Source organism: Thioclava sp. DLFJ5-1, assembly GCF_002020115.1.
In the GTDB taxonomy this organism is placed as follows: Bacteria; Pseudomonadota; Alphaproteobacteria; order Rhodobacterales; family Rhodobacteraceae; genus Thioclava; species Thioclava sediminum.
In genome coordinates this window covers 1383524-1406652 of record NZ_MPZU01000001.1, presented here as the reverse complement: position 1 = coordinate 1406652, position 23129 = coordinate 1383524, and the positions used below count along the sequence as shown (strand labels likewise).

Sequence of the window (23129 nt, the reverse complement as noted above, 5' to 3'; positions counted from 1 at the left end):
ATTTGGCGGAATGTGCTGGTGATGTGAGGAAACTATGCTTGCTTCTTTGCGCCGAAAAGGTAATCGGGCGTCGTTTTCTCGCGCCGGGGTTCGTGGGGCGCTCGTCGCGCTCTCCGTCATTGCAGGGACGCTCTGCGCGATCCCGGCCGCCGCACAGGTTCGCATCAAGGATATCGCCAGTTTCGAGGGCGTGCGTGAGAACCAGCTCGTGGGCTACGGTCTCGTGGTCGGCCTGAACGGCACCGGCGACACCCTCAACGGCAGCCCCTTCACCAAGAAGTCGATCGAGGGGATGCTCGAACGGCTCGGGGTCGGCAATCTCTCCGGCGATGCGATCAAGACGAAGAATACCGCCGCGGTGATGGTGACGGCGAAGCTGCCGCCCTTCGCCCGCCGCGGTTCGACCATCGACGTGACAATCTCCTCGCTCGGCAATGCGGACAGTCTGCGCGGCGGCACGCTGATCGTGACGCCGCTCGTCGGGGCGGATGGTGAGATCTATGCCGTGGGGCAGGGGCCGATCTCGGTCGCGGGCTATAGCGCGAAGGGCAATGCGGCGAGCATCGTGGATGGAGTGCCGACCGTCGCGCGGATGGAGAACGGCGCCATCGTCGAGAAGGAAATCGCATTCGAATTGAACTCGATGAATTCCGTGCGGCTGTCCCTCCGCGAGCCCGATTTCACGACCGCGTCGCGCGTCGCCGGGGTGATTAACGACAAGCTCGGCCACGACACCGCGCAGATGCTCGACCCCTCCACTATCGAAGTGCAGGCGAAGGGCAAATACGGCGTGCCGGAGCTGCTGGCGATGATCGAGAACCTGCCCGTCACGCCCGATTCCGTCGCCAAGGTGGTGGTCGACGAAAAATCCGGGACCATCGTGATCGGTTCGAATGTGCGGATCGATCAGGTCGCGATCAGTCAGGGCGGTCTGACCGTGAAGGTCAAGGAAAGCTACGCGGTCAGCCAGCCGAAGCCGATCTCCATCGGGGAGACGGTCGTGGTGCCCGAAACGGATGTGCAGGTCGAAGAGAGAAACACCCAGTTCAGCGTGCTCCAGGGGGGCGATGTCAGCCTTCAGGACCTCGTGGACGGTCTGAACGCAATCGGCGTGGGCGCCCGGCAGACGATCTCGATCCTGCAGGCGATCAAGGCCGCGGGCGCGCTTCATGCCGATCTGGAGATCATCTGATGAACCCGCTGGATCCGTCGAAGCCGTCGCTCTCGGCTGCGTCGCTCAAAGCGCCTGCCGCTTCCGGTGCGAAGACGCAGGACGCGAAGGAGATCGCCAAGAATTTCGAGGCGACCTTTCTGCAGCAGGCGGTGGGCGAGATGATGAAGACCGTGAAGATGGGTGGGCTGGATGGCGGCCACGCCGAGGAGATGTGGAAATCTTTCCTCGCGCGCGGCATCGCGGATGAGATCGCCGCCTCCGGCCGGACCGGGATCGCGCAGAGCGTCGAGCGGATGATCGGCGCTTACAACTCGAACGGAGAAGAGCATGGCTGATGAGACCCCGTCGCGTTTTCGCAAGCGCATGCAGGCCCGGCGCGAGATTTCCGCCGAGGGACCTGTCCTCACGGAACAAGACGACGCCAACCTCGCCGCCTTTGAGGCGAATATCGATGCGACGCTCGATCTGTTGCGTGACGAAATCGCGGCGGTCGAGGCGGGGTATCTTGATCGCGTCACCGAGCTTTATGATCGCAAGGCGGACCTGCTGAAGCGGATCGAATTGAAGATCCCCGTGATCGAGCCGTTCCTCGAAGCGTCTGAGGATGCTGCGCCCGCGCTGCGCGAAAAGCTCCGCCAACTGAAGACCGCCGTGCAGGACAATAGCGTTCTGCTGTCGCGGATGTCCGAGGCGACCCGGGACATCGTGCGCGAGATCGAGAAGATCCGGAACCGGCACAGTCTCGATGGCCTCTATGGAAAGAGTGGCAAACCGGTCACAGGACAGGACGGGCCGCAGATGCATATCGATAGGGAATTCTAGATTCCGCCAAAACGTTAACCTGCGCTTAATCTTCGGTCCAAAATTCCTCTCCACGGCTCGCGCCGTTTTTCTGTCAGAAGACGAAAACAAATATCTTTCAGAATGAGGAGTGACTAGAAATGTCGTCCATTCTTACCAATACCTCCGCGATGAATGCTCTTTCGACCCTGCGTTCGGTGAACAAGGGGCTCGAAGACACGCAGAACCGCATCTCGACCGGCAAGAAGATCAACTCGGCGAAAGACAATGCCGCATATTTCTCGATCTCGGAATCGATGAACAGCGACAGCGGCATGTACAAGTCGATCAACGAAGGTCTGACCCTGACCAAGAACTCGGTTTCGACCGCGCGTCTTGGTGCAGAGTCGGTGAAGGATCTCGCCCAGCAGTTCGTCGAGCGTGTTTCGTTCGCTCAGGGCGACGCGGTTGATCATGCTGCGGTTCAGAAGGAACTGCGCAGCATCGTCGATCAGATCGGCACCACGATCAGCCAGGCAACCTTCAACGGCGACAGCCTCGTCGACGGTTCGGCCAACGTGACGGTCGTCACCGGGATCAGCCGCGCAAGCGGTTCCTTCGCGACCACGTCGATGACCTTCCAGGCGGTCGATCTTTCTTCGCTTCAGGCGACGCTGAGCGGGATCGATATCTCTGGTGGTTCGGCGGCGGTTCTGACCAGCGCGCTGACGAGCGCCCAAAGCGCCCTGTCGACGGCCATCGACAACGCGACCTCGCTCGGTGTTGCGGAGAAGTCGCTGGAATCCCAGCAGGACTTCCTCGGCAAGCTGACCGACAAGCTCGACACCGGTGTCGGCAACATGGTCGATGCGGACATGGAGAAGGAGGCGGCTCGCCTGCAGTCCTACCAGGTCCAGCAGCAGCTCGCGACGCAGTCGCTCTCGATCGCGAACCAGGGCCCTCAGAACCTTCTGAGCCTGTTCCGCTAAATCGTGGCGATGAACTGAATGGAAAGGCCCCGTGCAGTACGGGGCCTTTTCTTTTGTCGCGCTTGGGTTGTCTTTTCTGGCAAAGTTTAAAAACGCCTTTAACCGGGGCGTGCTAAGTTCGGGCAAAGAGAACAAAAGAATATCGAGAGGAGAGCTTGCATGAGCGTCGCCGCGTATAAGCGAACCATTTCCGAAACCGAGTCTCCGCGGCAGATCGAGCGTCGTATCCTGTCCCGCGTCACCGGAGAGCTTGAAGCCTTTCTGGCCGACTATGACAGCGCGTCGCAGGCCGGGCGCGGGGCGATCCTCGCGCAGGGTCTGCGCACTGCGCTCTGGGAGAACGAGCGCATCTGGACCGCACTGCGCGATGACCTCGCGGAGCCGGCGAACCAGTTCCCCGCCGAACTGAAAGCGGCGCTGATTTCTCTCGCGCTCTGGGTCGAGCGGGAGACGCAGGTCGTAATGGGCGGCGGTGGCACGGTCTCGCCCCTCGTCGAGGTGAATCGCAACATCATCCGCGGGCTCAGCGGCGACGCTGGCGAGCCGGTGGCTGCGGAATAAAGGGGCGCGGGTCATGGCACTACGACTGACGTTGAAACCGAACGAGCGGATCGTGGTCAATGGATGCGTGATCCGAAATGCCAACCGCCGACAGACGCTTCAGATCGAGAACACCGCCGACGTGATCCGGGCGGAGGATTTGTTGGATGAGAACTGCGAGCCGACTCCGGTGAAGCAGGCCTATTTCCTGATCCAGACCGCGCTGATCCGCGCCGATACGCGCGACACGCTGGTGCCGGTCATTCAGGAAAAGCTTGCCGATCTTGCCACGATTTTCAGTGCCCCCGTGGTCGGCGGCGTCTTCGAGGCAGCGAACTGGGTCTCCCAGGGCGATTACTACAAGGCGTTGAGCGCGCTGCGCCCGGTCATGCGACGCGAAGAGGAGCTGTTCGCGCGCCTCTCCGGAGATGCGAGCCCGGCGGTGGCGCTGGAGGGAGAAGAATGCTGACGATTTCGGGCATGAGCAGCCGCCTCGCTCTGAACCTGATCGACCGGACTCAATCCAAGCAGCTCGATCAGCTGGCGAAAGAGCCGCAACATGCCCGCGCGATCAGCCGTTTCCGCGAGAATATCGCCAATATCCACACTGCAGCCGATCTGGTGGACAATTACGACGCCTATAGCTTCGTGATGAAAGCCTTCGATCTGGAAGACCAGATGTTCGGTAAGGCGATGATGCGCGAAATCCTGTCGAGCGATTCCGCCGACAAGACCTCGCTTGTGAACAAGCTCACCGATCCGCGCTTCCGCAAGCTCTACGATGCGCTCGGGTTCACCAATGGCGGGACGGCGAATACGAATACCTCTTCGACCGCGTGGCAGGACAAGATCGTCGATCAATATGTCAGCCAGCAGTTCATCAATGGCGAGAGCGAGCAGAACGCGACCGTCGGGTCCGTGCTCGAATTCCGTCAGAAGCTCGATGGCGTCAAAACGTGGTATTCGGTCCTGAAAGACAAGGATACGGCGCAGTTCATGCGCACGGCCCTGGGCATCCCCAATGACGTGGTGAAGCTCGATGTCGAGCGGCAGAAACAGATTTTCGAGGACAAGTTCGACATCACGAAGCTCAAGGACCCGAAGGAGGTCGACAATCTGATCTCTCATTTCGTCGCCGTATCCGATGCGCAGAGTTTCGCGACGAACGGCGCGGGGAGTGCTGCGGTGACGCTGATGCAAGGTGCGGTTCAGGGCGGCTCGGGCCAGTTCGTGCCCGCGACCTTCGATCTGACCGCGATCGCGACCTTCTCGGCCTCGCGCTACCGGTAAGCCTGCCTTAGATCGCGGCTGACCTCAGTCGATAATCACGTCGTCATCGTCGAGCGGGATGCGGATCTCGTCGTCGCGCGACAGCTCCAGCGCATAGTCCACCAGCGCGGATTGCGCTTCCTGCACTTCGCGCCCGCGCACCGGGCCCATCGCGGTCATTTCCTCGTTCAGCATGTCGCGCGAGCGGGCGGGCAGGGCGCTCAGGAAGTAATCGCGCACCTCCTTCTTGGCCCCGCGCAAGGCGAGCGGAAGCGTTTGCCCTTCGACCCCGCGCATGACTTTGACGAGGCTCTGCTGGTCGAGCTTGCACAGATCGTCGAAGGTGAACATCTTCGCCTTGATCGCGCCGAACGCCTCTGGAATGCGCTTCTCCAGACGCTGGGTGATGTCGTCGAACAGCTTGCTGTCGAGCTTGTTGAAGAGGTCGGCCATGCGCTGCTGCGGGTCCGGCCCGGTGTTGCGCGTCGCCGAGCTCATGAACTCTTTCTGCAGCGTCTCCTCGATATTCTGGAAGACGTAGCGCGGCACGGTGTCGATGCCGATCATCCGCTCCAGCACTTCCATCATGCGCTCCTCGCCCAAGAGCGGCAGCACTTTCGAGGCCACCTCGGGCTTCACCTTGCTCAGGATCGCCGCGACCGTCTGATCGTGCTCTTCCTTGAGGTAATTGGCGATCACCTGTTCGTTGAGCGCAGAGAAGTTCTCCCAGATATTGCGCCCCACCAGCGGGCCCTGGATCTCGTGCATGATGTCGGTCACGCGATCCTCGGGCAGGAACCCCTTGAGCATGCTTTGCGCCATTTCCATCGACCCGACGATGCCGCCGCCATCGCCTGCGGTTTCCATGAACTCGCTCATCACCTCTTCCACGACATCGGCGGGAATCGTGCCCAGAGACGAGATCGCGTGGGTGATCGAGTGGATGTCGTAATCGTCGAGCCTCTGCATCAGCCCGGCGCCATGCTTCTCCCCAAGGCAGAGGAAAAGGATCGCCGCCTTCTCGGGGCCGCGGAGTTTCTTGTAATCCCGGGAGGTTTTCATCGTCGGCGCTCGATCTGTTCTGAAGTCTCGGCAAGAATAGCAGTCTATCCTTGCATTCTCAATCAGGATTGCGCGCTATTCTTTGCGGTTAGGCGTTTTCTAAGGATAGGGGCGGCGCCGAGGCTCAGCCGCCCCCGCCATAGGCGACATAGGATTGCATCATGCTCCCTGCGAGCATGTACCAGCCGTCGATCAGCACGAAGAAGATCACCTTGAAGGGCAGCGAGATCATCACCGGCGGCAACATCATCATGCCTGCGCTCATCAGCACCGAGGCGACGATGAGGTCGATTGCGATGAAGGGCAGGTAGATCAGGAAGCCAATCGTGAAGGCGCGCCGCAGTTCGGAGATCATGAAGGCGGGGACGAGGGTGCGCCAGCTCGCCTCCTCCGCCGTGGCAGGCGCGGGCGTCTCCGGCGCGGGTTCGGCGTTTTGCCCTGCTTCGTTGTCGCGGACGAGATCGGCAAAGAGCTTCAGATCCTTGGGGCGCGTATTGGCGAACATGAAGGCCTTGAACGGCGCGCCGATCCGCACGATCGCCTGTTCCTCGGTCACCGTGTTGTTCAGAAGCGGCCGCAGCCCGCCGGTCCAGGCATCGTCGAAGACCGGCTGCATCACGAAGAAGGTCATGAACAGCGCCATCGCGCTCAGCACCATGTTCGGCGGCGTCTGATTGAGCCCCAGAGCGGAGCGCAGCATCGAGAAGACGATCACGAAGCGGGTGAAGCTGGTCATGACGACGAGGACGCCCGGCGCGATGCTCAGCACGGTCATCAGCGCGATCAGCTGGATGATCCGCCCGCTCAGGCTGGCGGCGGCGTCGCTGCCCGGGGCGGCGTTGTTGAGCCCCTGCGCCAGATCGCCCAGCAAGCCGCCCGCCTCCTGTGCCTCGGCGCTGCCGCTGAACGCGAGCGACGCGGCGAGGGTCAGAACGAAGAGCGGCAGGCCAGCCTTCGCCGTCAAAGATCGCTTCGCGAGGGTGGTCATCGTGTCGGGACGTAGTCTTTGACGATCTCGGTCAGGGTGACGCCGAGGCGGTTCTCGCCCACCTTCACCAGATCGCCGCGCGCGACGAGCCGGTCGTTGATCACCACGTCCACCGGCTCGCCGATCTTCTTCTCCAGCTCGATGACCGAGCCGCGGCTGAGGTTGAGAAGCTGCGAGATCGGGATACGGCTCTGGCCCAACACGATCTGAACCGAGAGCCCGACATTGAGCATCGCGTTGACGTTCTGTCCGTCACCGTCACTCGCGGCCTGCTTGCTGGCGAGGCTGTGCAGCAGATTCTCCGCCGCTGCCGCGCGGGCTTCGTCCTGCGTCGGCTGCGCTTCGGTCTCCGGCGTCTCAGGCGGTTGCGTGGATTCGGGCGTATCGTTGTCGGACATTTACACGGCTTTCCTGATTGGTGTGGCTTGGGGGGAGACGGTCTGGCGCAAAGCGATGAGGATGCTGCGGCAGACCGTCTCGAAGCTGTAATCCATCACGCCGTCATCCCAGTCGGCATGGATGTCGCCATCGGCAAGCGCCGGGTCCGCGACGATGTTCAGGGTGGGGCTGTTCGGCCCGGCGCTGGCCTCGATCACCGGCGTCAGCCCCGCGACATTGGCGGGGGAGAGGCGGATCGTGAGGCTCGGTTTGCGCAGCGCGATTTCCATCGCCCGCCGAATCTGCGTCTCGACCCGCGCGGTCGAGCAGCTCGCGATGAATTCGGGGAAGACCTTCTCGCAAACGCGCAGCGCGAAGCCGCAAAGGTGCCGCTCCAGCGCGGCCTGATGGGCCAGTTGATTGCCAAGAAGCGTCGCGACCTCGGGGGCGAATTTCTCCAGCGCCTCGGTCTGGCGCGCCTCGAGCGAGGCTGTGATCTCGGCGCTGGCCTCATTGCGCCCCTGCACACGGCCCGCCTCGAACCCCTCGGCGCGCGCAGCCGCCGCTGCCGCATCGAGATCGGCCTGGGTGAAGACCTTCAGGCGTTCGGCGGCGCGGCGGGCATCTTCCGCCTGCATCTCTTCATCGAAATCGCGCTGGAAAACCGTCATCTCACGCCTCGTTCAACAGCCAGCCGCGCAGGACCTTGAGGGCCTCTTGCGGTTCGTCTTCGGCGATCTTCTGGATCGCGGAGACCTTGCGCTTCAGGATTGCGCCGCTGATCGCGAAGTTGGTGATCAGCTCCTCGTCCCCGGCGGGGTCGTAGCGCTCTGCACGTTGGACGGGGGCTGCGGGCTCGGCGGCCTCCTGCGTTCGGGGCGCTACGGCGTTGGCGGGCGCGGCGGGCAGGTTGTTGCTCGCGGGGGTCGCTGCTTCCGCCTCGCCCTCGGGGGCTGCGAGCGCCCCGGCGCCGGTCGCCTCGCTCAGCCGCGCGCGCTCGCGGTCGGCCCGGTTCAGCAGCGGGCGCAGGCCGAAGACCAGTACCGCGACCACGATCAGCAGGGCGAAGACCCAGCGCAGGATTGAGACGATATTGTTCGAAAGCCGCTGCATCAGCGTCGGGCCAACGGGGCCGCCGACCTCCATCGAGTAATCGATGAAGCGCAGACTATCGACGGAGACGGTGTCGCCGCGGTTCTGGTTATAGCCGATCGCCGATTTCACCAGCGCAGTAAGGCGGGCGATTTCTTCCGGCGAGCGCTGTTCGTATTTCAGCGAGCCGTCGTCCTGCACGTTGTAGATGCCGTTCACCAGCACCGCGACCGAGACGCGTTGCACCGCACCGGCTTCGGTCGTGGTCTCGCGCCGGGTGTTGCCGATCTCGTATTGCACCGACTCGCCGTTCTTGCTGCGGCTGTCGGTCGTGCTGCTCGCACCTGGACCGCCAAGCGCGCCGGGGATGTTGTTGCCGGTGTTCACACCGGAATCGCCGTTCTGCACGCCCTTCTGCTGCTCGGCATTGTTCTGGGTGGAGCGCACGACCTGCTGATCGGGGTCGAAGCTTTGCTGCACCACGACTTCGCGCTGGTTGGATAGATCGACATTGACCTGCACGCGGGCGTTGCCCGCACCGACGCGCGCCGTCAGGATCTGTTCGATCGAGCGCGCCATCCGGTCCTCGGTCGCGGCCTTGTTCGACTGGAGCGTCGCTTGCCCGGCCGCATCGGAGTTCTCCGCGAGGATCGTCTCGCCGCTGGCCGAGAGCACCGTCACCCGGTTGCCGTCGAGATTGGGAACTGCCGCCGCAATCAGGTTGCGAATCGCCAGTGCCTCCTTGCGGCTGATCCCGCGAGAAGAGGCGGCGCGGACGATGACGCTCGCGCTCGGATCGGGGCTGGTGCGCGAGAAGGCTTCGCGTTCGGGCAGAACCAGATGGACGCGGGCGCTGCGCACCCCGTCGATGGTCTGGATCGAGCGCGCCAGCTCGCCCTCCATCGCGCGCAGCCGGTTCACATGCTGCATGAAGGTGTTCATGCCGAAGCCGCTCGCATTGTCGAACAGCTCCCAGCCGGGTTCGCCATCCACGGGCAGGTTCTTCTCGGCCAGCGCCATGCGGGCGCGGGCGATATCGCCTTCGGGGACCGACACCGCGCTGCCATCTGCGGATAGCTGCGTCTTGAACCCTGCCTGATCGAGCGCGTCGACGATTCCCGCGGCGCTGGAGGGCGAAAGCTGGCTGTAGAGCAGCTTGTAGCTCGGGGCCGTCACGACTGAGAGGCCGAAGACCAGCGCGAGAACGCTGACGACACCGACAGCCCCAAGCATCAGGAGCTTGCGCCGTCCCAAGGATTGAAGGTTCTGCAAGAATTGCTGCACGGCGAACACCAGTTATTCTTAATTGATCCTGTAGAGGCTATTCTATCTTTGTATTGCAAGTAAAGTGCGGATGTATATACTTCATGATATCCAGTTGAGATCGGATTTTATCTTTAAATTCGACGAAGAGAGGCGTGATAGCCGATGTTTGATGCGGCCGTTGATGAAGAAGAGGTTGCCGAGGCGCCCGAAACGCGCTGGCGGACCTTGCGCGACCATAAGCGTCTCGTCATGGCGGCGGGTGCGCTCGCGGTCGTGGCCATGTTCTGCGGTGGTTTCGTAGCCTTCGGCGGCGTCTCGGCGCTCACCGGGGGCGGCGCGGCGGATTCGGCCGGGCATGGCGCTTCGGGCGCAGCTGGCGCGGATGCGCTGCTGGATTTCGACGACATCGTGGTGAACATCACCGAGACGACCGCAGACGGCACGCCCGCCGCGCGCTACCTCAAGATTCACCTCGCGCTGGTCTATCCCGAATCGCCGGATGCCGATGCCAAGATGACCGAGAAGAAGCCCTTCATCCGCGACACCTTCACCGGGTTCCTGCGTCAGATGACGGTGGAGGATCTGCGCGGCAGCATCGGCCTCATCAAGCTCAAGGCGGAACTGCTCAAGCGCGCCCGCGCGGTCGTGGGCGATGACACGCCGAGCGAAATTCTCATCAGCGATCTGGTGGTGCAGTGACGATGGCGGAACAGGCGGACATGGCGACGGCGGCCACAACGACGGCGGAGATCGAAGACGAGATTATCCGCATGTCGATGCTCAATTACGAGCGTCTGCCGATGCTGGACGTGATCTTCGAGCGCTTCGTTCTGTCCTTCTCCAGCTCGCTCAAATCGCTGACCGGTTCGGTGTTGGATGTGACGCTGGGCGAGGTCGAATACCTGCCCTTTGCCGACGCGATGAAAAGCCTGCCCAAGCATGGTTTGATCGCGGTCGCGCAGGCCGATCCTTGGGACGACCAGTTTATCCTTTCGCAGGATCCGGTCTTCCTGTTCTCCGCGCTCGAACTGATGCTGGGCGGACAGCCGTCGGGCCGGGCGAAGGATGCCAAGCACGGTTTCACCACGATCGAGCGCCGGATGGGCGAGCAGGTCGCCGAACGCATCCTTGCCGATATGGCGGTGGGGTTCCGGCAGATTTGCGAGGTCTCGTTCCAGGTCGACCGGATGGAGAGCAATCCGCAATTCGCCAATATCGCCCAGCCCAACAGCCCCACGGTCCGCGTGCCGCTCAAGGTCAGTCTCGAGGGATATAATGGCGAGGTCCACCTGATCCTGCCCTATGCAACGCTCGAGCCGGTGCGCCCGCTGCTCACCAAGATCTTCTTCGGGGATCGGCTCGGCGCGGACAGCTCGTGGCGCACGCAGCTGAAGCAGAAGATCGAAGGGTCTTCGGTGGCGCTTACCGCGCAGCTGCACGAGCTGGTGGTGCCGATGCGCGAGATTCTGGACTGGAAAGTCGGGGACACGCTCGATCTGCGGATCGACGACAGCCATCCGGTCCTGTTGCTCTGTGCCGGGAGCCCGGTTCTCGAAGGCGAAATGGGCAAGAAGCAAAACGGGTCGATGGCACTGAAAGTGACCGCGAACCTCATGGGAAAGGACGAGTGGAGCAATGATGTCGATGCTGATTAACGCGATTATTCTCGTGTCTCTTGTCGGGCTGATGGCCTATGGCGTGGTGATCACGCGGCGGGTGAAAAAGCTCATGCTCGTTCTCGAAGAGATGGAGCCGCTCGTCGCGGCCTTCTCCGCGGCCGTGGACAAGTCGCAACTCTCCGTCGAGGAGATGAAGGACGCCGTGGCCGAGGCTCAGAAAGCGCCCACGCCCGAACCGGCGCCCGCGCAAGAGGCCGCGCCCGCCCTGACCTTCAACTCGCGCCGCGCTGCGCCGAAAGCGCCGATGGGGCTGACCCGTGTGACCGGCAAGGCCGAACTGGTCAAAAGCTTCTTCGAGCAGACCCGAGTGCGCCGGGAGGCGCAGGGCCAGTGGTGAAGGGCCGTCCGCTTCAGGTTCTCGTGGGCGTATTGCTGCTCTCTGGCGGTGCGAAACTCGCGACCAGCCTTCCCTCCGACATGATCCCGTTTCCGGATTCGCTGTTGCAGGCCGCGCTCGCAAGCGGGGCGGAGAAGGACGCCGCCGCGACGCCGGCGAGCGATGCCTCCGCCGATGCGACCGGCGGCTGCGGACCGACGCCGGAAGAGCTGTTGATGTCCGTGCGGCAGGAGCGCGATCTCCTCGCCGAGCAGAAGAAGAAACTCGACGCCCGCAGCGCCGAGATCGAGCTTGCCAAGCAGGGTCTCGACACCCAGTCGCAGCATCTGACCGAGTTGAAGGACAAGGTGACCAAGCTGCTCGACAAGGTCGACAAATCGCATAGCGACGAGGTCGATCGTCTCGTGTCGATCTACAAGAACATGAAGCCCGCGGCGGCGGCCTCGATCATGAACGACCTCGATATCGAGGTGACGGTCATGGTGCTGGCCACGATGAAGGAGCGCGACGTCGCCCCGATCATGGCCGAGATGAACCCGGTCCGCGCGCGGGCGGTCTCCAAGATCATTCTCGAACGCTCGAAGCTGCCGGGCGATCAGAAGCTGGTCAACGTCAAGCTAAACTGATCCGCGCGGCGCAGTTGTTGCTGATTGGGGAAAGGGGGCGCGCAGCCCCCTTTTTTAATCTTCGTCGACCCGCAACACCGAGCCTTTCGGCGGTGCGCGCCGGATGTTGCGGCGCAGGTCCATGACGTAGCCGATGATCTCCGCGACCGCCTGCCAATGCTCGACCGGCACCGTGTCATCCACGTCGATCGTGGCGTGAAGCGTGCGGGCGAGGGGCTTGTTCTCGACGATCGGCACCTCATTCTCGCGCGCGATCTGGCGGATGCGCGCGGCCACGGCATCGGCCCCTTTGGCGACGCAAACAGGGGCGGCGTCGCTGCCCTGCTCGTATTTCAGCGCCACCGCGTAATGCGTCGGGTTCGTCACGATCACGCTCGCGGTCGGCACCGCCTGCACCATGCGCTGACGGGCCCGCTGGCGCGCGATCTCCGTGCGGCGACCCTTGATCTGCGGATCGCCCTCGGAATCCTTCATCTCGTCACGGATTTCCTTGAGCGACATGCGCAGTTTGCGCCGCCATTCGAACCGTTTCCAGATGATATCGCCAATTGTGATCGGCACAAGAAACACCATCGCCGCGCTCAGCAGCCAGCTTGCCCAATGAGCCGCGTAGCTGGGGATATGCTCGGGCAGGAAATTCTCGCCCTGCCAGATCCCGGTGACCGCGCGTTTCGCCACCCAGAGCGCGAGCGCGCCGATGACCAGAACCTTGGTGATGCTTTTCGCGAACTCGACCAGCGCGCCGGGCGAGAACATCTTCTTGAGCCCTGCGAGCGGCGAGAGCTTCGACAGTTTCGGCTTCATGCGCTCGGACGAGATCACGGTCTCGCCCTGGATCAACACGCCGAACAGCGCGGCCAGAAGCATCACGCCGAAGATCGGGGCGGCCCAGCCCGCGATCTCGCCGAAAAGCAGGCTGAGGATGTCGCCGATATCGCGCGCACCTGCCGACCCCTGGCCGATCTTCACCTGGCCCGCCCCGGCGAAGACCTGACCGAGCGACGTCATCGCCCGGCCCGCGACGACCGGAAGGACGAACACCACGATCATCAGCAGCGAGAAGACCGACATCATGTTGCCGGTCTCGCGCGAGGAGGGAACATCGCCTTTCTCGCGCGCCGATTTCAGCCGCTTGTCTGTCGGCTCTTCGGTCTTCGAGGATTTGTCCTGTTCGTCGCCTTCGGCCACGGCGCGCTCCTTAGGGTATGACGAAAGTTCCGAGCCAGTCGGTGAACTGGCCGAGGAAGACATGCAGCATGCTGGGCGAGGCCGCCGCGAGGATCAGCAGGCCCGACGCGATCAGCGCAGGCGCTGCGACGAAGAAGACCGGCAGCGCGGGCATCATCCGGTTCGCAAGCCCCATCCCGAGATTGAAGATCAGCCCCATGACGAAGAATGGGGCCGCGATCGCCGCCCCGATATAGAGGCTGGCCGATGCGGCTTTGACGATCTGCTTCGCCATGTCGCCCAGGAGAAGCGTGCCCGGCGGAAAGACGTCGTAGGAATAGAGCAGCGCGCGGATGATAATGTGATGCGTATTCGTGACGAAGATCAGGGCAACGCCGGAAATCAGCAGGAAGCTCGCGATCATGGTGGAGCCCTCGAACGAGCCGAGGCTGGGCGCGAAAGCGTTGGCTAGGCCCGAGACCTGCCCGGCCTGATGGCCCGCGAATTGCAGCGCGCTGAACAGCACCCGCGCCGTCAGCCCGATCCAGAGGCCCGTCGTCACCTCGAGGCCAAGGTAGATGGCGAAGGTCACGAGATTGTCGGGCTGCATCGGCATCACCGGCGTCGCGGGGTAAAGCGCGAGGCTGAACACCACCGCCATCGCCAGACGGCTGCGGGTCGGCACCTGCATCTCGCCGAAACCCGGCATGAACATCAGCGCGCTGCCCAGCCGGGCAAAGACGATGAGATAGCCGAAAAGCTGCCCGTCGAGAAATGCGCTGAGCCCGCTCACCGCTCAGGCCCCGATCGTCCCGACCGTCTTCATCGCGGCCTTCCGGTGGACCTCGTTATGCGAGATCACCTGCGTCATCGGGCTCACGCGTTCGAGCATCGAGCGGACATATCCACGCACTTCCGGTGCGACCATCAGCGCGGGCCATTCGTCGCGTGCCGCGTGGCGCTGGATTTCCTGACGCGCCTCCAAAACGAATTCCTGCACGCGTTGTGGCGACATCAGGAAGGTCCGATCCTTGCCGTTGATCTTCACCGCTTCGCCGAATTCATGCTCCCACGCCCCCGACATGGTCAGGACCGGCACGAAGCCCGAACCATCCGCCAGCGCGCGGCAGATCTGGTTCGCGAGGCGGGCGCGGACCCGCTCGGTGATGACGGCGGGGTTGGTGCTCGACGGCGCGGCCTCGGCCACGGCCTCGATGATCAGCGGCAGGTTTCGGATCGAGATCCGCTCGGCCAGCAGCGATTGCAGCACCTGTTGCAGCAGAATCTCCGGCGCTGAGTTGGAAATATCGCTCGCGAGTTTCTGGTAGTCGCGGTCCAGCTCGGCCAGAAGCTTCTTCACCGCGCCATAGGTGAGCAGTTCGGACATATGCTCCTTGATGATCTCGGTGAGGTGGGTGGTGATCACGCTCTCCGGATCGACGACCGTATGGCCCTGCTGTTCGGCCTCGGACGCGCGCGCCGGGTCGATCCAGACCGCACTCAGCCCGAAGGTGGGCTCCTTGATCCGTTCGCCGGGCAGCTTCACCTGATCGCCGGACGGGTCGATCACCATCACGAGGTTGGGGCGCAGCTCGCCTTTCGCCGCTTCGACGCCCTGCACGAGGATCGAATACCTGTTCGTCGCCAGCATCGGGTCATCTTTGATGCGCACCGAGGGCAGAACGAAACCGTAATCCTTCATGAAAAGGTTGCGCAGGCTTTTGACCTTTCCGGGCAGGGCGGCATCCATGCTCGAAATCAGCGGCACCAGTCCTGCGCCGAGGCTGAGGCGCAGCTCGTCGAGCTTGAGTTGCTGCTGCGTCGTCTCGGCCGATGTCTCTTCCATCTGGGCCGCGCGGGCCTCCGTTGCCGCCTCGTCGCTGGCGCGCAGCGCGGCCTGCTCCTGCATCACATAGCCTAGGCCCGCAAGCAGCCCGGCCAGCGCGAAAAACACAACGATGGGGAAGCCCGGCAGCAGCCCGATTCCGGCAAGAAGCACCGCCGCCATGTAGAGCGCCTTGGGGAAGTTCGACAGCTGCCCCAGCACCGCCTCGTTCGCCGCGCCCTCGGTGCCGCCTTTCGTGACGATCAGGCCTGCCGCCAGCGAGACCACCAGCGCCGGGATCTGTGTCACCAGCCCGTCGCCGATCGTCAGGACCGTGTAGTTGCCCGCCGCCTGAGAGACGCTCAGCCCGTGCTGGACGACGCCGATCAGAATGCCGCCCACGACATTGATCAGCGTGATGATGATCCCGGCCACCGCATCGCCGCGCACGAATTTCGACGCACCGTCCATCGCGCCGAAGAAGCCGCTCTCGTCCTCCAGCTCCTTGCGGCGGCGCTTGGCCTCAACCTCGTCGATCAGCCCGGCACCGAGATCGGCGTCGATCGCCATCTGCTTGCCCGGCATCGCATCGAGCGAGAACCGCGCGGAGACCTCGGCGATCCGGGTCGAGCCCTTGGTGATGACGACGAAGTTGATCACCACGAGGATCGCGAAGATCACGATCCCGATCACGAAATCCCCGCCGACGATGAAGCGCGAGAACCCCTCGATGACGCCGCCCGCCGCGCCGGGGCCGGTATGGCCCTGGCTGAGAATGAGCCGCGTCGAGGAGATGTTGAGCGACAGCCGCAGCATCGTCACCACGAGCAGCAGCGTCGGGAAGGAGTTGAACTCCAGCGGCTTCGGGATCCACAGCGCCACCATCAGGATCAGCACCGACAGCGACAGCGAAATCGCGAGGCCGAAATCGAGGATGATCGGTGGCAGCGGGACGAACAACATCCCGAGGATCAGCGTCACGCCAATCGCGAAGCCGATATCGCGGTTCTTGATGCCAAGCCCTACGAGGTTCTTGCCGAAACTGGTTTGATTTTGGCTCATCGCTCGCTCAATTCGTTCGCGTGAAATTGGGAAGCACGGGTTGCAGGTCGTTGGTCGAATAGATCGACAGCCGCATGTCCTGATCCGCCGTCAGGTCGGCCGACCAGAAGACGGGAAGTTTCCGGCGCGCAGGGCGCGGCGAGGTGCTCGGCGCGGGCGCATCCACGGGGGCGGCCCCTGCGAGCTGGACGAAATAATCGCCACGTTTCTGCGCCACCGCGAGATTGCGTTTCAGCGCGGTCAGATAGGTCTGGCGCGCCTCCGGGGTGAAGGAGTGATAGGAGCCCGCCGCAATCCACCAATCCCCCGTCCGCCGATGCAGATCGACCAGAAACCGCGCGGCATAATCCACATTCGCCGCCGGATCGAAGGACTGGGCCAGCGAGTCGAACGCGTCCGGGTGCCACTTGCGGTTCACCTGCATGCAGCCCGTATCGATCGACGTAACGCCCGCGGCCTGTCTCTGGTGGACCCACGCCATCGCCGCCTCGCGGCTGTCGAACACGCGCCCTTCGCCAGCGGCGTTCACGCTCCACGGCCAAACGGTCAGGCGGCCCTCGTTGCGAAACCCCGCCTCCTGCAGCCCGATCGCGAGCAGCAGGTTGTCGGGGATGCCGTAGCGGTCCTGCGCCGCGAAAATCTGGCGCAGGCATTGCTGGTCATTGCCGAAGGTAGAGGGGAGGGGCGTCGTTGCCTCCGGCACGCTGGGGCGGCTGGAGGTGTAGAACCCCGCCCAGCCTTCGGCCCGTGCGGGGCCTGTCGCGGCGAGGCTCGCGACCGCAAGCACCGCCAAGGCCTGAAGCCACGCCGCCCGCGCCATCACGCGGGTCCGTTCATGATGAGATCGAAGACGGTATCCGACAGATGCGAGAGCGTTGCGTAGATGAAGGGCAGGGCGAGGACGAGACCGACGAAGATCGCGACGATCTTCGGCACGAAGGTCAGCGTCATCTCCTGAACCTGCGTCAGCGCCTGAAAGATCGCGATGCCGAGCCCGACGAGCAGCGCGAGCGCAAGAATAGGGCCGGCCCCCATAAGGATCGTCCAGATCGTGTCCGACATGATCGCATAGACATCGGCCTCTTCCATGTCGCCCCCGCCTGCCTCAGATCGGCATCCGCATGATTTCCTGATAGGCCTCGACCAGCTTGTCGCGCATCGCCACCGTGACCTTGACGGTGGATTCCATCGCCATGGTCGCCTCGACGACCTGCTGCGTGCTGGCCTGCCCGGTCAGACCTGCCTGCGCGGTCGTATCGGCCGTGCGCATGGTCTGCACCGCCTCTTCGGCGGCGCTTTTGAGCATGTCGCCGAAGCTCTGTCCGGCAGATTTTGCTTCATGTGCGGAGGCCGGGCCGCCGCTCAGGCTGCGCGACGCGCCATAGGCACCCCGGATCGCTGCATTGGAGAGGACTGGATCGCTCATGCGTCACCTATTTGAGGAGGTCGATCATCTCGCGGCGCATCTGGCGGCCGGTCTCGAGCATGTTCAGGTTGGCTTCGTAGCTTCGCGCCGCTTCGCGCATATTGCTCATCTCGATGATCGGATTGACGTTCGGCAGTTTCACGAAGCCCTCGGCATTGGCGGCCGGATGGGCAGGGTCGTATTTCAGCACGAAATCAGAGGTGTCGCGGCCGACATCGGTCACGTCGACCATCGAGGCGCCCGAGGCGTCGTCGACCATCTCGCCGAAGGAGATGGTCTTGCGGCGATACGGGTCCGCGCCCGGCGTCGAGCCGGTCGAATCCGCGTTGGCCACGTTTTCGGAGACGACCTTCAGCCGCTCCCCTTGTGCCCGCAACCCGCTTGCCGCGATCGCACCGATTGATTTCAGAGGGTCCATGCTCATGGTCGTCTCCTCGCGTTATTCCTTGCCGCTGGCGGCGTTGAGAAGTTGGTAGGCCTTGCGATAGAGGTTCGCCGCCAGCCGGTATTGATCGGCATTCTCGCTCGCCATCACGGATTGCTGTTCCAGCGCCACGTCGTTGCCGTCGAGGCTGCTGTCCCACGCGCCGCTGCCGCCCACGGTTTCGACCGTGGTCTCGTGTAGCGGGCCGCCCGCGGAGCGGTTCGCGTCGCTCTTCTCGAGGAAGCTATGGAAGTCGGTCACATCCCGCGCGCGATAATTCGGCGTGTCGGCATTGGCGATGTTTTCGGCCAGCACCTTCTGGCGGGCCGCAAGCCACTGCATCCGATCCGAGGCGAGGTTAAAAAAGGATATCGTATCAAGTTTCACGTTGGATCGCTCCGTTTTCATGGATAGTATATCGGTATGAGAATGGATTGGTAGGGTTTATCCTTGTGAATACGATTTTTTCTTCCTTGAATTATGCGGTTGATGAGGCCGACGAGGCAAGAATTGTCGGTCATGTCCATTCGGTCACGGGCCTGTCGCTGACTGTCGTCGGGCTCGAACGCGCGATGGGAATCGGTCAGCGGTGCATCGTGCACGGTCGGCGCGGCCCAGTGCTGGCCGAGGCGGTCGGGTTGAACGAGGCCGGAACCCGCGTTCTGCCGTTCGGCAGCTGGGATGGTGTGTCGGTGGGGGATCGGGTCGAGCTCGATCAGCACGGCGATCTGATCCATCCCGATGAAAGCTGGATCGGTCAGGTCGTGGATGCGCTGGGCCGCCCGGTGCGCAGCGGCACCGGCTGGACTCCGGGCGAGACGGCGCGTGATCTCAAGGCTGCGCCGCCGCGCGCCTTCGACCGCAAGCGGGTCGGCGCGAAGCTGGAGACGCAGATCAAGGTTTTCGACATCTTCACCCCGATCTGCCGTGGCCAGCGCATGGGGGTCTTCGCGGGGTCGGGCGTCGGGAAATCGACGCTTATGGCGATGCTCGCGCGCAATACCGATACGGATGTGATCGTGATCGGGCTGGTGGGCGAGCGCGGCCGCGAGGTGCAGGACTTCATCCAGAACGACCTCGGCCCCGAGGGGATGGCACGCGCGATCGTCGTGGTGGCGACGGGCGACGAGCCGCCCTTGCTGCGCCGTCAGGCGGCCTGGACTGCGACGGCGGTGGCCGAGCATTTCCGCGATCAGGGCAAGCAGGTGCTGCTGCTGATCGATTCCGTCACCCGCTTCGCGATGGCGCAGCGCGAGATCGGCCTCTCCGGGGGCGAGCCGCCAACCACCCGCGGCTACCCGCCGACGGTCTTCGCCGAACTGCCGCATCTTCTGGAACGGGCCGGCCCCGGCGTCGAAGGGACGGGCGACATCACCGGGCTTTACACGGTTCTGGTGGATGGCGACGACATGAACGAGCCCATCGCCGACACCGTGCGCGGGATCGTGGACGGGCATATCGTGCTGGACCGCCACATCGCCGAGCAGGACCGCTACCCGGCGGTGAACGTGCAGAAAAGCATCTCGCGGATGCTGCCCGACTGCCATAACGATGCCGAGTATCGCATCATGCAGGCGGCCCGGCGTGCGCTGGGGAAATATGCGGATATGGAGGATCTGATCCGGGTGGGCGCCTATCGCCCCGGCGCGGATCCCGACACCGATGCCGCGATCCGGTTCCACCAAAGCGCGACGGTGTTCTTCTCGCAGCGGAAATCGGAGCAGCTTGGGTCGATGCGGGCCTTCGCGGAAACCTACAGGCTGCTACTGGAGGCGGGGTTCGACGTGCCGCTTCCCGAAGAAGTGGATGGCGAGGGCGCGTAAGCCCTCGGTCCTGAGCGCCCCTTAAAGCGCGGCGATCTCGGAGAGCGGACCGCTCCAGTCGCCAAGCTGCGTCTGGCGATGAAGTTGCAGATTGCCATACCAGCGATCCGGGCTTCCGTGACGGCCCCAATACCACATGCAAGCCGCCCCTTTCGGGATCAACACATGGCTGTCGGGATGCCCCAGCGCGCCGCAGACATGGGCGGTGGTGTTGTCGATGCTCACCACCCGGTCGAGCGCCATGATCTGCGCCGCGAACCCGTCGAGATCGGCGAGCTGGTCGATCTCTAGATCGTCGAAAAGCGTCAGATCGGGGCGCGTGCGGGCTGCCTGTGCAAGCTCTGCTTCCCGGTCGCCATATTGCAGGTTCACCAGTAGCGCACCCTCGGGCAGCGCCGCCAGCAGGGTCTCGAGCGCGAGGGAGCGATGCGCACCGGTGATCGGGTCGTTGCTGTGCCAGGCGATGCCCACGACCGGCCCGTCCTGCGCCATCTCGCGGTAGCGGGCGCGGATCACCTCGACCCGCTCGGCATCCGCGCGCAGGTAGCCGCCAAGCGGCTGTTCCGCGAGCGCCTCGACGTTGAGATAGCGCACGAGGTCGCCCACGAAGATCATCTCTTCCGGCGCGACGTTCATCTTGTCGACCTCGGTGGTCTCCGCGAAATCGACGCCAAGGCCGCAGCGCTCGATCAGCGGCTTCATCCTTGCCTCGCCCACGAAAGTCACCTTCGCCCCAGGGGGGAGGGGGGCACGGTCGATGATGGGCAGCAGCGCAAGCTGATCGCCGATCCCCTGCTCGTCGACCAGAAAGAGACGCTCGCGCGCGGCGAGGCGATCGGGTTCGGAGTTCTCGTAGGGAATACGGCGGCGGTTCGCCTCGGGTTGACGTCCCGCGTAGTAAGGCGCGCCGCCAGCGAAATCGCCCTGTCCCATCAGGAAAGTGCCATAGGCGCGCTTCACCCAGAGCCCGCCGCCATCGACAAGATGCAGCGCCTCCCGGAAGGCAATATGCGCCTCATGGAACTCCTCGCGGTCGAGGTGGCAATTGGCGGAAAACCCGAGGGCACGCTGAAACTGGGCCGGGTCCTGGAAGCGATGCGAGAGCGTCTCGAGCGCGCGCGGGATGTCACCCAGTGCCCGCAGCGCGGCCATGCGCAGGGTCACGACGTCGTCTCGATGCGCGTTCGTTTCCTCAAGTTCGGACAGCAAGGCGTCGGCTCCGGCGATGAGGCCCTGATAGTCCTGCCGGAAGAGTTTCGCCTTGAGCAGGCCGATCCGGTGGGAAAGGGGCTGCGGGGCGAGACGCGCGGCTTCCTCGTAGGCCGGTGCGGCCTCGCCGTTGCTTTCGCCGGTGGCAAAGGCATCGGCGGTGATGAGCCACATCTCGGCCGTTTTCATGCGTTGAGCCATCTTGCGCAGATTTCGTCCGGCCGTGGTCGAGCGATCGAGCCGCCCCATCAGATCGGCATAAAGGCGGGCCATCGGAACGTCTTCGCTGCCACGCTCGATCGCCTGCGCGAACAGATCGATGGCCGCGAAGATGTCGGCCTTCAGAACCCGCGCTTTGCCCAGCCCCGCCAAACCCATCGCATCTTTGGGCGCGATCAGCAGCGCGCGGTCGAAGAACTGCGCCGCCGCCTCCGCCTCGCGGCGATCCAGCGCCACGGTGCCCAGCACGAGCCACGGGTGGCGGTTGGCCGGGTGGGTCTGGCTGACCTCATGCGCCAGTCGCGCGGCTTTCGGGCCGTCGGCCGCAGCCAGCGCCTCATAGGCTTCGTGCATCGTCAGTGCCGCGGCGCCATCAGCGATGCCGTAATACTTCGCGGCTTTCGCGGCCCGGGCGCGCCGGTCCTTGCGCGAGAGGGTTGTCTGGGTCATGCGCGTTCCCTCGGAATGGCGAAGTAGTCGATCGAGTGGACGTAGAACACGCTGTCGATCAGCACGTAGTCATGCGCGCGGCACCACTCCTGCGCGAAGGCGAGGAGGTTGTCGCGGCGGGTCTCGACCCAGATCAGCGGGCGGTCGCGCGCGATCAGCGCCTCTGCCCCGGCGAGCACGTCCAGCTCCATCCCCTCGGCGTCGATCTTGAGGAAATCGGCGCGGGCATCGGCCATCAGCGCGTCCAGTGTCACGACCTTCAACTCGCCCGCCTCGTCGGCGACCAGTGTCGTAGCCCCGAGGTTGTTTTCCTGCGTCGTCTCGGCGCGGAAACTACCCTCGGCGCGGCCCACGCCGAAGCCCATCCCGCGCCGGTCGATCAGGTCTTCGATCCCGTTCGCGGCGATATTGCCGTCCAGAAGCGTCAGCGCCGCGGGGTTCGGCTCCACCGGATAGATGCGCGCCGGGTCCAGATGCTGCGCGTACCAGACGACGTGGTTGCCGATATTCGCGCCGACCTCGACGATATGCGGGTGCGCCATGCCGATCAGATCGCGCAGCTTTTCGAGCGAGCTATCCTCGAAGAACCGCCCCTGAAGATGGGTGTTCTGGATGATGTCGAGCGGATTGGTGATCTGCATCTTCGCAGCCACGCCCCGATGTTCGAGCTGCGCCCAAACCGGATCGCGTTCGACCGCGTCGGCCCACATCCCCTCGACCTGCCGGGCCCAATCGGCCCCTGTCGCAGAGCGGGGACCGGTGGAATGCTGGTCGCGGCGATTGACGAAGAAGATCTCGGGGCGTTTCGCGCAGTGTCCCGTCTGCCAGAGCTGCAGGTAGAGCTTGTAATCCTCGCCCGTATCCATCGCTTCATCGAAGCCGAAGCGCGCGACCAATTCGGTGCGGATGAAGGCGCCGATCTGGACCGCGAAGAAGGGCGGGGTGGCGAGAAACTCCGCATAGGAGGATATCTCGGCAGGCTGGCCGTCGCGCAGTTGCGGCTCGCCCGCCGCGTCGAATTCGCAGATCAGACCCCAAAGCGCGTCGAGATCAGGCTCCGCTGCAAGGCGCGCGCCGAAGGCCTCGAAGGCATTCGGGGTCAGCACGTCGTCCGCATCGAGGAAGAAAATCCACGCGACGCCCGCCTCCTGCGCCTGCCGGATCGCGGTGTTGCGGCGCGCAGACCGGCCGTGAAGCCCTTGCGTGTCGTCCATCGCGTAATGATGGATCTGGTCGAACGGGCCCTTGGAGAAGCCGATCGCGGTCTCGACGGAGGGCGCGCAGCTTTCCTCGAATAGTGCACGGTGGCCGGGGCCGATCGGGGTGATGATGGCGCAATCCATG

Annotated in this window: 27 protein-coding genes; 12 read left to right on the top strand and 15 right to left on the bottom strand. The window is 63.9% G+C overall.

All coding sequences use genetic code 11. The features are described from left to right. The first annotated feature begins 34 nt into the window (after positions 1-34). From BMI86_RS06725 to BMI86_RS06695, 7 genes are all read left to right on the top strand, one after another. The gene (locus BMI86_RS06725) at positions 35-1192 is read left to right on the top strand and encodes a flagellar basal body P-ring protein FlgI (protein WP_078540277.1); all 1158 of its coding nucleotides are present in this window, start codon (positions 35-37) and stop codon (positions 1190-1192) included. Next, a complete protein-coding gene (locus BMI86_RS06720) occupies positions 1192-1509 on the top strand; it encodes a rod-binding protein (RefSeq protein WP_078540276.1) in 318 nt (105 codons plus the stop codon). The genes BMI86_RS06725 and BMI86_RS06720 overlap by 1 nt, the downstream gene beginning before the upstream one ends. Continuing rightward, complete coding sequence (locus BMI86_RS06715) at positions 1502-1996, top strand: hypothetical protein (RefSeq protein WP_078540275.1); 495 nt, start codon at positions 1502-1504, stop codon at positions 1994-1996. Before BMI86_RS06720 ends, BMI86_RS06715 begins: the two co-directional genes overlap by 8 nt. A 119-nt stretch (positions 1997-2115) precedes the next feature. After that, entirely contained in the window at positions 2116-2943 is an 828-nt protein-coding gene (locus BMI86_RS06710) for a flagellin (RefSeq protein WP_078540274.1), read from the top strand. Between the two features lie 159 nt (positions 2944-3102). Next, entirely contained in the window at positions 3103-3504 is a 402-nt protein-coding gene (locus tag BMI86_RS06705; protein ID WP_078521980.1) for a flagellar biosynthesis regulator FlaF, read from the top strand. Positions 3505-3517: 13 nt separating this feature from the next. Continuing rightward, positions 3518-3952, top strand: coding sequence for a flagellar biosynthesis repressor FlbT (locus BMI86_RS06700; protein WP_078521978.1), 435 nt, complete (start codon positions 3518-3520; stop codon positions 3950-3952). Beyond that, positions 3946-4773 (top strand): DUF1217 domain-containing protein, encoded by an 828-nt coding sequence (locus BMI86_RS06695; RefSeq protein ID WP_078540273.1) that lies wholly within the window; start codon positions 3946-3948, stop codon positions 4771-4773. Before BMI86_RS06700 ends, BMI86_RS06695 begins: the two co-directional genes overlap by 7 nt. Positions 4774-4797: 24 nt before the next feature. On the opposite strand, the gene BMI86_RS06690 is transcribed toward BMI86_RS06695, so the two are convergent. The 5 genes from BMI86_RS06690 to fliF form a co-directional block, all read right to left on the bottom strand. Continuing rightward, the gene (locus BMI86_RS06690) at positions 4798-5814 is read right to left on the bottom strand and encodes a flagellar motor switch protein FliG (RefSeq protein WP_078540272.1); all 1017 of its coding nucleotides are present in this window, start codon (positions 5812-5814) and stop codon (positions 4798-4800) included. 124 nt (positions 5815-5938) lie between these two features. After that, the gene (fliP, locus tag BMI86_RS06685; protein ID WP_078540271.1) at positions 5939-6802 is read right to left on the bottom strand and encodes a flagellar type III secretion system pore protein FliP; all 864 of its coding nucleotides are present in this window, start codon (positions 6800-6802) and stop codon (positions 5939-5941) included. Then, positions 6799-7200 (bottom strand): FliM/FliN family flagellar motor switch protein, encoded by a 402-nt coding sequence (locus BMI86_RS06680; protein WP_078540270.1) that lies wholly within the window; start codon positions 7198-7200, stop codon positions 6799-6801. Before BMI86_RS06680 ends, fliP begins: the two co-directional genes overlap by 4 nt. Beyond that, a complete protein-coding gene (locus tag BMI86_RS06675) occupies positions 7201-7851 on the bottom strand; it encodes a FliH/SctL family protein (RefSeq protein WP_078540269.1) in 651 nt (216 codons plus the stop codon). A 1-nt stretch (position 7852) separates the two neighbouring features. Then, positions 7853-9526, bottom strand: a complete 1674-nt coding sequence (gene fliF / locus BMI86_RS06670; RefSeq protein ID WP_246831648.1) for a flagellar basal-body MS-ring/collar protein FliF — start codon at positions 9524-9526, stop codon at positions 7853-7855. 174 nt (positions 9527-9700) lie between these two features. On the opposite strand from fliF, the gene BMI86_RS06665 reads away from it, so the two are divergent. From BMI86_RS06665 to BMI86_RS06650, 4 genes are read left to right on the top strand one after another with little or no spacing between them, the layout of a single operon-like run. After that, positions 9701-10237, top strand: coding sequence for a flagellar basal body-associated FliL family protein (locus tag BMI86_RS06665; RefSeq protein WP_078540268.1), 537 nt, complete (start codon positions 9701-9703; stop codon positions 10235-10237). A 2-nt stretch (positions 10238-10239) separates the two neighbouring features. Beyond that, entirely contained in the window at positions 10240-11193 is a 954-nt protein-coding gene (locus tag BMI86_RS06660; protein WP_078540267.1) for a FliM/FliN family flagellar motor switch protein, read from the top strand. After that, positions 11177-11554, top strand: coding sequence for a hypothetical protein (locus BMI86_RS06655; protein ID WP_078540463.1), 378 nt, complete (start codon positions 11177-11179; stop codon positions 11552-11554). Before BMI86_RS06660 ends, BMI86_RS06655 begins: the two co-directional genes overlap by 17 nt. Continuing rightward, positions 11551-12180, top strand: coding sequence for a hypothetical protein (locus tag BMI86_RS06650; protein WP_143594732.1), 630 nt, complete (start codon positions 11551-11553; stop codon positions 12178-12180). Before BMI86_RS06655 ends, BMI86_RS06650 begins: the two co-directional genes overlap by 4 nt. A gap of 54 nt (positions 12181-12234) precedes the next feature. Here BMI86_RS06650 and flhB read toward each other — a convergent pair whose 3' ends face one another. Genes flhB through BMI86_RS06610 form a run of 8 tightly spaced genes read right to left on the bottom strand, consistent with a single transcriptional unit; the run spans position 12235 to position 18471 of the window. Then, positions 12235-13368: a flagellar biosynthesis protein FlhB gene (flhB, locus tag BMI86_RS06645; protein ID WP_246831647.1), complete on the bottom strand. Its 1134-nt coding sequence runs from the start codon at positions 13366-13368 to the stop codon at positions 12235-12237. A gap of 10 nt (positions 13369-13378) precedes the next feature. Then, positions 13379-14140, bottom strand: a complete 762-nt coding sequence (locus BMI86_RS06640) for a flagellar biosynthetic protein FliR (RefSeq protein WP_246831646.1) — start codon at positions 14138-14140, stop codon at positions 13379-13381. Between the two features lie 3 nt (positions 14141-14143). Then, positions 14144-16234, bottom strand: coding sequence for a flagellar biosynthesis protein FlhA (flhA, locus tag BMI86_RS06635; protein ID WP_078540264.1), 2091 nt, complete (start codon positions 16232-16234; stop codon positions 14144-14146). 7 nt (positions 16235-16241) lie between these two features. Continuing rightward, positions 16242-17054: a lytic transglycosylase domain-containing protein gene (locus tag BMI86_RS06630; RefSeq protein WP_078540263.1), complete on the bottom strand. Its 813-nt coding sequence runs from the start codon at positions 17052-17054 to the stop codon at positions 16242-16244. Beyond that, positions 17054-17323 carry a flagellar biosynthesis protein FliQ gene (gene fliQ / locus BMI86_RS06625; RefSeq protein WP_078540262.1) on the bottom strand — a complete coding sequence of 90 codons (270 nt, stop codon included), beginning with the start codon at positions 17321-17323 and terminating at the stop codon, positions 17054-17056. Before fliQ ends, BMI86_RS06630 begins: the two co-directional genes overlap by 1 nt. A gap of 16 nt (positions 17324-17339) precedes the next feature. Further along, the gene (locus tag BMI86_RS06620) at positions 17340-17660 is read right to left on the bottom strand and encodes a flagellar hook-basal body complex protein FliE (RefSeq protein ID WP_078540261.1); all 321 of its coding nucleotides are present in this window, start codon (positions 17658-17660) and stop codon (positions 17340-17342) included. Positions 17661-17667: 7 nt separating this feature from the next. After that, positions 17668-18078, bottom strand: a complete 411-nt coding sequence (flgC, locus tag BMI86_RS06615; protein WP_078540461.1) for a flagellar basal body rod protein FlgC — start codon at positions 18076-18078, stop codon at positions 17668-17670. 21 nt (positions 18079-18099) lie between these two features. Beyond that, the gene (locus BMI86_RS06610) at positions 18100-18471 is read right to left on the bottom strand and encodes a flagellar basal body protein (RefSeq protein WP_210402699.1); all 372 of its coding nucleotides are present in this window, start codon (positions 18469-18471) and stop codon (positions 18100-18102) included. An 86-nt stretch (positions 18472-18557) separates the two neighbouring features. Here BMI86_RS06610 and BMI86_RS06605 point away from each other — a divergent pair, with 86 nt between their 5' ends. Next, complete coding sequence (locus tag BMI86_RS06605; RefSeq protein ID WP_210402698.1) at positions 18558-19907, top strand: FliI/YscN family ATPase; 1350 nt, start codon at positions 18558-18560, stop codon at positions 19905-19907. A gap of 21 nt (positions 19908-19928) precedes the next feature. Here BMI86_RS06605 and BMI86_RS06600 read toward each other — a convergent pair whose 3' ends face one another. Next, positions 19929-21785 (bottom strand): hypothetical protein, encoded by a 1857-nt coding sequence (locus tag BMI86_RS06600; RefSeq protein WP_078540258.1) that lies wholly within the window; start codon positions 21783-21785, stop codon positions 19929-19931. Continuing rightward, positions 21782-23128, bottom strand: a complete 1347-nt coding sequence (locus tag BMI86_RS06595) for an FkbM family methyltransferase (RefSeq protein ID WP_078540257.1) — start codon at positions 23126-23128, stop codon at positions 21782-21784. The genes BMI86_RS06600 and BMI86_RS06595 overlap by 4 nt, the downstream gene beginning before the upstream one ends. Position 23129: the final 1 nt, after the last annotated feature.